We start from the raw sequence: 9,329 nt of genomic DNA, 5'->3' as shown, positions 1-9,329 counted from the left end.
TAAGAGACAGATTGAGGACCTCGCCCAGCTCATCCACGACCTGAAGAACGCCAACCCGCGGGCGCGGGTGCACGTCAAGCTCGTGGCCGAGGTCGGCGTGGGTACGGTGGCCGCCGGTGTGTCCAAGGCCCATGCGGATGTCGTACTGATCTCTGGGCATGACGGCGGTACCGGCGCGGCCCCGCTGACCTCGCTCAAGCACGCGGGTGCCCCCTGGGAGCTGGGCCTGGCCGAGACCCAGCAGACCCTGCTGCTCAACGGCCTGCGCGACCGGATCGTGGTCCAGGTCGACGGCCAGCTCAAGACCGGCCGCGACGTCATCGTCGGCGCGCTGCTGGGCGCGGAGGAGTTCGGGTTCGCGACCGCCCCGTTGGTGGTCGCCGGCTGCGTGATGATGCGGGTGTGCCACCTTGACACCTGCCCGGTGGGGGTGGCGACCCAGAACCCCGAGCTGCGTGCCCGTTTCACCGGCAAACCCGAGTTCGTGGAGGCCTTCTTCACCTTCATCGCGCAGGAGGTGCGTGAGTACCTCGCGGCGCTGGGGTTCCGCACGCTGCACGAGGCCGTCGGCCACGTGGAGGTCCTCGACGCGCGGGCCGCACTCGACCACTGGAAGGCCGCCGGCCTGGATCTCACTCCGCTGCTGCATGCCCCGGAACGGCCCTTCGGTGGCTCCCTGCACTGCACGACCGCTCAGGACCACGGGCTGGACAAGGCGCTGGACAACTCCCTGATCCAGCTGTGCGAGGGGGCGTTGGAGGACGGTCGGCCGGTGTGGCTGGAGATGCCGATCCGTAACGTCAACCGGACGGTCGGCACCATGCTCGGCTTCGAGGTGACCAGGCGCTACGGCGCGCAGGGCCTCCCCGACGACACGATCTCGCTGCGGTTCACCGGTTCGGCCGGGCAGAGTTTCGGCGCGTTCGTGCCCCGCGGGGTGACCCTCACGCTCGAGGGCGACGCCAACGACTACACCGGCAAGGGCCTGTCCGGTGGACGGATCATCGTGTTCCCGCCCAAGGAGGCGCCGCTGCGGGCCGAGGAGAACATCGTCGCCGGCAACGTGCTGCTCTACGGTGCCACGGCCGGTGAGGCGTATTTCCGTGGCATCGTCGGCGAGCGGTTCTGCGTCCGCAACTCCGGTGCGACCGCTGTCGTCGAAGGCGTCGGCGATCACGGCTGCGAGTACATGACCGGCGGCACCGTGGTCGTCCTCGGGTCCACCGGACGCAACTTCGCGGCCGGGATGAGCGGTGGCGTGGCGTTCCTGTACAAGCCCATCCTGCGACGGATCAACACCGAGATGGTCGACGTGGACCCGCTGGACGACGACGACCGGGTGCTGCTCCTCGCCCTGGTCGCCCGGCACCGGCGCGAGACCGGGTCGACAGTGGCGGCGGGCCTGCTCGCGGAGTGGGAGACTGAGCAGTCCTCCTTTGTCAAGATCATGCCCCGGGACTACAAGCGGGTGCTCGCCGCGATGCGCAGGGCGCAGGAGGACGGCTTGCCCGCCGAAGATCTGATTATGGCGGCGTCCCGTGCGTGACCGGTGTCCTACGGTGTGTTGCCGAGCACGCCCCGGCAGTCCCGACACGATCATTCGACAGGAGTGGCATGGCTGACCCGATCGGCTTCCTCAAGCATCCCCGGGAGCTGCCGACGCGCCGGCCCGTCGACGTGCGGATCACCGACTGGAACGAGGTCTACGAACCGTTCCCGGTCGAATCCCTGCGTCACCAGGCAACACGGTGTATGGACTGCGGCATCCCCTTCTGCCATAACGGCTGCCCGCTCGGGAACATCATCCCGGAGTGGAACGACCTGGTACGACGGGCTGACTGGGGCGAGGCGATCGAGCGGCTGCACGCCACCAACAACTTCCCGGAGTTCACCGGGCGGCTGTGCCCGGCGCCGTGCGAGACCGCGTGTGTGCTGGGAATCTCCGATGATCCGGTGGCCATCAAGCAGGTCGAGGTGTCGATCATCGATCGGGCCTGGGCCGACGGCACGGTCCGGCCGGTCCTGCCGTCCGCGCGCACCGAGCAGCGGGTCGCCGTGGTCGGGTCGGGCCCGGCGGGGCTCGCCGCGGCTCAGCAGCTCACCCGGGCCGGCCACAACGTCGTCGTGTACGAGCGGGCCGACCGCATCGGTGGGTTGCTGCGCTACGGCATCCCCGAGTTCAAGATGGAAAAGCAGGTGCTGGACCGTCGGCTCGCGCAGATGCGGGCCGAGGGGACGGTGTTCATGTCCTCGTGCAACGTGGGTGTGGACATCACCGCGGACGAGCTGCGCGCATCCTATGACGCGATCGTGCTCGCCGGTGGCTCGACGGTCGGGCGGGATCTCACCGTGCCCGGCCGGGAGCTGGCCGGCGTCCACCTCGCGATGGAGTACCTGGTTCCCGCGAACCGGGTCCAGCAGGGCGACCGCACCGAACCGCTGATCAACGCGGCGGGTAAACGGGTGGTCATCATCGGTGGCGGTGATACCGGCGCGGACTGTCTGGGTACCGCGCACCGCCAGGGGGCGGTGTCCGTGCACCAGCTGGAGATCATGCCGCGACCGCCGCAGCTGCGGCCGGTGGCGAACCCGTGGCCGACCTGGCCGGTCGTCTACCGGGTGTCCAGCGCGCACGAGGAGGGCGGCGACCGGGTTTTCGCCGTCTCCACCGAGTGCTTTCTCGGTGATGACGCCGGTCGGGTTCGCGCGTTGCGCATGCACGAGGTCGCCATGGTCGACGGCCGCTTCGAGCAGGTGCCGGGTACCGACGTCGAGCTGCCGTGCGAGCTCGTGCTGCTGGCGATGGGTTTCGTCGGGCCGGAACGGCCCGGCCTGCTCGACCAGCTCGGTGTCGCGCTCGACGCCCGTGGCAACGTCGCCCGGGACGCCGGCTGGGCGAGTTCCGTCGCGAAGGTGTTCGTCGCCGGGGACATCGGCCGGGGTCAGTCCCTGGTCGTGTGGGCTATCGCGGAGGGTCGGGCCGCCGCCGCGGCGGTGGACCGTTACCTGCGTGGTTCCACCGACCTCCCCGAACCGATCACCCCGACCCGACGGTGATCGTCGGGCGTCGGCCAGGCGGGCGGTAGGCTTTTCAGCGACGCGCAGGGATCCCGCTGGAGGGCGACGAGGCCAGATGCTGGACAGACGGTTCATCCGGGAGAATCCCGACGCCGTGCGGGAGGCCGCCCGCGTCAAAGGGGTGGACCTCGACGTCGACGCCATCTTGGGCCTCGACCAGTCCGTACGGGCCCTGCAGCACGCGCTGGACACCGCCCAGCGTGAGCGCCGGGAGCTCGCCGGTGGTTTCAAGGCCGCGGACGCGGCCGAGCGCGAGCGGCTGCGGGAACGCTCCGGCGCCCTGGACGAGCAACTGCGCCGGACCCGGGCGGAGCTGGAGGACGCCGGCGCCCGACTGACGGACCTGCTGCTGGCGACACCGAACATTCCGTGGAGCGGGGCACCGGTCGGGCCGGATGAGGCGGCGAACACCGTCATCCGGGTCTGGGGCGAGCGCCCGGTGTTCGACTTCACCCCGGTCGACCATGTCGAGCTGGCCGAGAAGCGTGGCTGGGCGGAGTTCGAACGGGCCCGTGGCGCCTCGGGGGAGCGGGCGTACGCGCTCGCCGGTGACCTCGTGCTGTTGGAGCGGGCCGTGCACTCCTACGCGCTGGACCTGCTGGCGGGCAGGGACTTCCGGCTGCTGTCGGTGCCGTCGCTGGTCAGGCGCGAGGCGCTGGTCGGTACCGGCTTCCTGCCGGGCCACGGCGAGGAGATCTACCAGCTACCCGGGGACGATCTCTATCTCGCCGGCACCGCCGAGGTTGCGCTGGTTGGCCTGCACGCGGGCGAGATGCTGTCCCTGCGTGACCTGCCGTTGCGCTACGCCGGGATCTCGCCGTGCTTTCGCCGGGAGGTCGGCAGCGCCGGACGCGACGTCCGTGGGCTGCTGCGCGTCCACCAGTTCGAGAAGGTCGAGCAGTTCGTGATCTGCGCGGCTGACGAGGCGGAGTCCGCCCGCTGGCACGCCGAACTGCTCGACACCGCCGAGCACGTCCTGCAGTCCCTTGGTCTGGCCTACGAGGTGGTGGAATGTGCCACCGGCGACATGGGCCTCGGTAAGTTCCGGATGAACGACATCAACACGTGGTTCCCGTCGCTGGCGCGCTTCCGGGAGACCCACAGCTGCTCGACCCTGCACGACTGGCAGGCCCGGCGGGCGAACATCCGCTACAAGGACGCCGACGGACGGGTCCGGTTCGCCCACACGCTGAACAACACGGCGGTGGCGACGCCCCGACTGCTGGCGGCCATTCTGGAGAACTTCCAGACCGCCGACCACCGGGTCCGCGTCCCCAAGGTGCTGCGGCCCTATCTCGGCGACCGCGAACTCATCTGACCCCGGCCCAGGGCGGCGGGAACAAAGGGGCGATGGTGCAGTGGACGGTGGCCCGGGTGGATTCCCGCCCGCCCGTAGCGCGTTGGGTCTACGCCTGGCTCTCGCCCTGTTCGGGCTGCTGTTCTGCGCGGGTGCCTGTGTGTACTACGCCGTTTCCGACCAGCCGGTCCCGGCCGTCCTGCTCGGCGTGATCGCGTTGACGGCGGTGGTCGACCTCACCGTGATCGTCCGGCGGATGCGCCGGGAACGACGCTGAGGGCTTGGGCGATGTTGTGGCCGGCAGCCGTAGGTGGAAAGTACCGTTCCCGCGACCGCAACGACCTACCGCCCGGTTTTTTGGCCGTCGGCCGGCGGCTAGCTGCGTAGTCTCGCGAGGCGGGCGTTGATGACGTCGGTGTCGAAGAGCGCGTCGGCACGGCCTTCGCCGTCCTCGTCGAAGTAGTACTGGACGGGATCGGGCTGGCGTCCGCCGATGCACTGGGGATAGGCGGCGCCCGCCGTGACGGGAACGACCTTTTCAACAATGACGTCGTGGTCCAGATCGTCGCCGAAGTCGAAGAGGTAGCGGAATGTGACGCCTTCCCCGGCGATCTGGGCGATGGTCGCCTCATCCGGATCCCGATCGCCCAGGTCGGGGGAGCAGCCGAACTTTCCGTACGCGGTCGTGAACATCCACAGGTGGTCGTCGTCCCAGTCGAACGCGGCCTGGATCACGTTGTGCAGATCCGCCAGCGTGCTCGTCGAGGAAATCTCAAGCCGACGCCAGATCGGCGGTTTCGACCCGCGTAGCAGGACTTTGATCTGATGGACGGTTCCCGCCGATTCCACCGCGGCGGCGGGGATCGTGGGCGGATGCACGGCCAGCTCGGCGTCGTCGAGTTGCCTGCGCACAAAGGCGGGGGCCGACGCGTACAGTCTGTCGAACACGGCTTCGGAACTGGTCTCGGTCTCGTACAGACGGAAGTCGATGACATCGGCGCAGGTGGCGCGGTGGTCGGCCGCGTCGGGTTCCCGGTAGGAGGCCACGAACTCGTCCAGTATGTCCGGCAGCTGCTCGTCCCACTGCTCGTGCGCGGCGGAGCCCAGCTCGCGAGCGTCGGTGGTGAAGTGCGCCCAGGCCCGGATGACGGCTGGCAGCAGTGCGAGGTCGTCGGCCCCGAGCGCGATGTGTTGGCTCACTTCGGTGATGAGAAAGTACCCCAGCGACAGCGGGCCGTAGCGTTGCGCCGGTCGTCCCAGGTCGAGAGCCCAGTCGGCCGCCATCCGCGCCCAGATCCGGGCCGCCTCACGATCGGGCAGCGCCTCGGCGTGGTCGGATGCCAGGAATTCCGCGGCGACCCGCTCGGCTTCCTCTCGGTCGGCCTCGTCATCGATCAGCTCGATGTCGAGCCCGTCACCGGCACCATCACCATCGTCGGCGTCGGCGAGTTGATCGTCGGGCAGCAGGTCGAGCCGTGCCCGTAGCAGTGCCCAGCCACCAGCCGGGTCGCCCTCGTCATCGCTGTCCGCGTCACCGTCATCGTCGCTGCCGGCCTTCTCCGCCGCCGGTGCGTCCCGCTCGTATTCCACCTCCGGCGGCCCGTGATCGAGCATCCTGTCGAGGGCCTCATCGAGCCGGGCCCTGGCCTGCGCGGCAGGCAGCGGGATCGGCTCGGCAAGTGATCCTTGCGTGCCGAACATCTCGACCAGTCCGGTGATGCCGTCGTCCGCCAATTCGCCAATCATGATCTTAAAGATGCCCGCGAGAGAGGCGTGGTCGACGAAGACCACGAAAGCGTGCTCGGTGTCGGCTCGCCGGAAGCCGAGCGTGATCACTTCGACATCGCCGAACATGTCGGTCATCGACAGGGCGTCGGTCAGTTCGGCGACGTCGGTATGTGCGACCCACGCGGGTTCCGGGACGCCGCGGCCGGCGAGCTTTCGGCCGGCCTCGGTGGCCAGCTCGCGCGTCCAATCCTCACCCACCAGCGCCAGCGCGCGCAGAACCGCCAACCCGGCGGGTGTGCGCTGGCCCGCCATATGGCGGATCAACGCTTCGACCTCGTTCTGCAGGAAGTCGTTCGGGTCGTGGGCGCCGTCGGCCGCGTCGTCAGCCCAGCCGGCAACCCAGATCTGCCCCAGCAGCTGCGACGCCCACGCTTCGACGATGAGTATCGACTCCTCGCGATGAAGCTCGGCGGCGTCGTCAAGGACCGGCGCGTACGGCGACGGTGCGCTCCGGTTACGGCTCTTCGCCAGAGTGCGACCGGACTTCTTCCTGGCACGGTTGGCGGAACTCACACCTGTTATCGTAACAAGCCGCGACCAGGCAAGCGCGGGCGGGCTTCCCCATGCCGAGTGTTGCGGTGGCCCGGCGCTGCGGCCTGACACCTCACCCGCGCCGGCCACAAGGTGGTCGTGTACGAGCGGGTCGATCGTATCTGCGATCTGCTGCGCGACGGCATCCCCGAGTTCGAGATGGGGAAGCACGTCCGCCTTGGATCTCCTCTACCTGGCTCCCCGCTCGCTGATCCGAGACCCCTGTTGCCGGTCGTTCTCAGGCCGTGTCTCGTGGTTCCCCCGGCGCGGTTCCGGGGTCCGCTGGTGTGATCAGTCTCTGCAGGCAGGGCCCGAACAGGGGGATCAGGCGCTCGGCGGGTGCCTCCGCGACTCCAGGGATCTTCAGTAGGTAGCGCGCTACTATCAGGCCGATCATCATGCTGGCGACGAGCCTGGATCTCAGTTCGGTGTCGTCGCCGATGATCATATCGGCGAGCGGATTGGCCTCTTTGTTGATCATTGCTGTCCGTACCGCCTCGGCGGCCTGATCGTGGGTGAGCATCGACCGCAGCATGGACATGGTCGCCTCGGGGGCGACCTCAAGGCGCTCCAGCAGGTGATGTAGGAGGCGTTCACCCAGGTCGTCAATTGGCCCGGGCAGGGCGGCGTCGACGCCCAGTTCGATCTCGGCGGCAGCGATGAAGAGCGCCTCCTTCGATCCGAAGTGCTGCATGACCAGGGCTGGATCCACGTCCGCCCGGCCGGCGACAGCGCGGATCGTCGTGCCCTGATAGCCGCAGTCGCCGAACACGGTGCGGGCCGCGTCGAGGATCGCGGCTCTCGTGCGGGCGCGACGTTCGGCCCGTCCGAGGGGTGGCGTGTCTGATATCACAGGAAGTATCGCTCCACGCACGTTGACTGACTTTCGAGCTTCTTTCTACGGTAATTGAGTCTACAAGTGTTGAGTCTGTGCTCAAGGTGATCGTGTCGGCGACCAGGTCGGCTCAGGCCGCTTCCGGACCCCGAGTGTCCCATTCGTTGATCATCGATGTCGTCTGTCGTGGCAAGAGGGGAACCTGTGCCAACACTGGCCCGCTGGAGTTTCCAGCACCGCCGCCTTGTCCTGCTGCTCTGGCTTGCGGCTGTACTGGGTGTCGGCGCGACCGGCGCCGCTGCCGGTACGGATTACAAGAACGTCTTCTCACTTCCGGGGACCGGTTCGCAGGAGGCGATGGATCTCCTTGCCCGTGAGTTCCCCGCGGCGTCGGGGGACAGCGCGTCGATCGTCCTGCATGCCCGTTCCGGGACACTGCGGGATCCACAGGTCCAGGCCACCGCCTCCCGGATGCTCGATTCTGTCGCGCGGCTGTCTCATGTCGTGGAGATCACCAGCCCCTACGGCCCCGATACGGTCGGTCGGTTCAGTACGGACGGCCGGACCGCGTTCGCTACCGTAGCGCTCGACAGGCAGGCGAACGAGATCCCCAGGGACGACATTGTCGCGATCGTCGACACGGCTCGGGCCGCGGACAGCGGTGCCCTGCAGGTGGAGCTGTCCGGCAACCCGATCAGCGTCGCGGAACAGGACCTCGGCAGTACCAGCGAGCTGGTGGGTATCGCCGCCGCCGCGGTGATCCTGTTCATTGCCTTCGGCACGCTGCTGGCCATGACTCTGCCGCTGATCACCGCGATCATCGCGCTGGGAGTCGGGCTTTCTCTCATCGGACTGCTCTCCCATGCGATGAACATCGCCGAGTTCGGGCCGACCCTGGCCACGTTGATCGGCCTGGGCGTTGGCATCGACTACGCCCTGTTCATCGTCAACCGGCACCGGACCGCGCTGCGGGCCGGGCGGAGTCCGCAGGATGCGGCCGTCACGGCCATCAACACCTCCGGTCGCGCGGTCATGTTCGCGGGTGTCACCGTGTGCATCGCCCTGCTCGGGATGCTCGCGCTGCGGGTGGACTTCCTGGTCGGGGTCGCCGTGGGCGCGGCGCTCGTGGTGGCTCTGACCATGGCCACCGCCGTCACCCTGCTGCCCGCGCTGTTCGGCTTCCTCGGGATGAAGGTGCTCAGCCGGAAGGAGCGGGCGAGGCTTGCGGCCGCGGGCGGGGAACCCGAGGTGGCCACCGGCTTCTGGTGGAACTGGGCCCGCCGGATCGAGCGGCGTCCCGCACTGTCGGCCGTGATCGCGGCGGGACTGATCGTGGCTGTGTCCGTGCCCTTCTTCTCCCTGCGGCTCGGCTCCTCCGATCAGGGCAACGGACCGGAGTCCAAGACCTCCAGACGGGGGTACGACCTGCTCGCGGAAGGGTTCGGCGCCGGATTCAACGGTCCGTTCGTGCTCGCCGCCGAGATCGGCTCCCCGGCGGACCGCGCCGCCCTGGCCACGCTGGTCGCGACGGTGCGCGACACACCCGGAGTGGCGTCGGTGTCAGCGCCGCGGGAAAGTCCCAACGGACGCGCCGCGACGGTGACGCTCTACCCGACCACGAGCCCGCAGGACGCCGAGACCTCCAAGCTGCTCGATCGGCTGCGGGATGAGGTCATACCAGCGTCGACCAGGGGCAGTTCGCTGGTCGTCCACGTCGGCGGCGTAACGGCGATCTTCGACGACTTCGCGCATGTGCTCGCGGACAAGCTGCCTCTGTTCGTCGCCGTGGTCATCGGCCTC

7 protein-coding genes are annotated in these 9,329 nt (G+C 68.7%); 5 read left to right on the top strand and 2 right to left on the bottom strand.

What is annotated here, in order from left to right; all coding sequences use genetic code 11:
* From U9983_RS24260 to U9983_RS24245, 4 genes are all read left to right on the top strand, one after another.
* Nucleotides 1-1,546: glutamate synthase-related protein (locus U9983_RS24260; protein ID WP_322756232.1), on the top strand; the 1,546-nt coding region annotated here is incomplete at its 5' end.
* 68 nt (nucleotides 1,547-1,614) lie between these two features.
* Nucleotides 1,615-3,057, top strand: coding sequence for a glutamate synthase subunit beta (locus U9983_RS24255; RefSeq protein WP_322756231.1), 1,443 nt, complete (start codon nucleotides 1,615-1,617; stop codon nucleotides 3,055-3,057).
* A gap of 76 nt (nucleotides 3,058-3,133) precedes the next feature.
* Nucleotides 3,134-4,396, top strand: a complete 1,263-nt coding sequence (serS, locus tag U9983_RS24250; RefSeq protein WP_322756230.1) for a serine--tRNA ligase — start codon at nucleotides 3,134-3,136, stop codon at nucleotides 4,394-4,396.
* A gap of 40 nt (nucleotides 4,397-4,436) precedes the next feature.
* The gene (locus tag U9983_RS24245; RefSeq protein ID WP_322756229.1) at nucleotides 4,437-4,652 is read left to right on the top strand and encodes a DUF6343 family protein; all 216 of its coding nucleotides are present in this window, start codon (nucleotides 4,437-4,439) and stop codon (nucleotides 4,650-4,652) included.
* Nucleotides 4,653-4,750: 98 nt separating this feature from the next.
* Here the strand turns inward: U9983_RS24245 and U9983_RS28125 are convergent, their stop codons facing one another.
* Both U9983_RS28125 and U9983_RS24235 read right to left on the bottom strand, forming a co-directional pair.
* Entirely contained in the window at nucleotides 4,751-5,659 is a 909-nt protein-coding gene (locus U9983_RS28125) for a plasmid pRiA4b ORF-3 family protein (protein ID WP_416211514.1), read from the bottom strand.
* Nucleotides 5,660-6,932: 1,273 nt separating this feature from the next.
* Nucleotides 6,933-7,547 (bottom strand): TetR family transcriptional regulator, encoded by a 615-nt coding sequence (locus tag U9983_RS24235; RefSeq protein WP_322756227.1) that lies wholly within the window; start codon nucleotides 7,545-7,547, stop codon nucleotides 6,933-6,935.
* Between the two features lie 186 nt (nucleotides 7,548-7,733).
* Between U9983_RS24235 and U9983_RS24230 the strand changes: the two genes are divergently transcribed.
* The coding region (locus tag U9983_RS24230) for an MMPL family transporter (protein WP_322756226.1) at nucleotides 7,734-9,329 on the top strand (1,596 nt) is incomplete at its 3' end.

The organism is Protofrankia sp. Cas3, assembly GCF_963555955.1.
Classification (GTDB): Bacteria; Actinomycetota; Actinomycetes; order Frankiales; family Frankiaceae; genus Protofrankia.
Note: the sequence above shows the minus strand (reverse complement) of the source record. Positions and strands in the feature narration are given on the sequence as shown.

What these genes read in the sequence shown, in the direction of transcription:
- U9983_RS24255 (WP_322756231.1), top strand. Translation starts at nt 1,615, where the DNA reads ATGGCTGACCCGATCGGCTTCCTCAAGCATCCCCGGGAGCTGCCGACG.
- serS (WP_322756230.1), top strand. Translation starts at nt 3,134, where the DNA reads ATGCTGGACAGACGGTTCATCCGGGAGAATCCCGACGCCGTGCGGGAG.
- U9983_RS28125 (WP_416211514.1), bottom strand. Translation starts at nt 5,659, where the DNA reads ATGGCGGCCGACTGGGCTCTCGACCTGGGACGACCGGCGCAACGCTAC.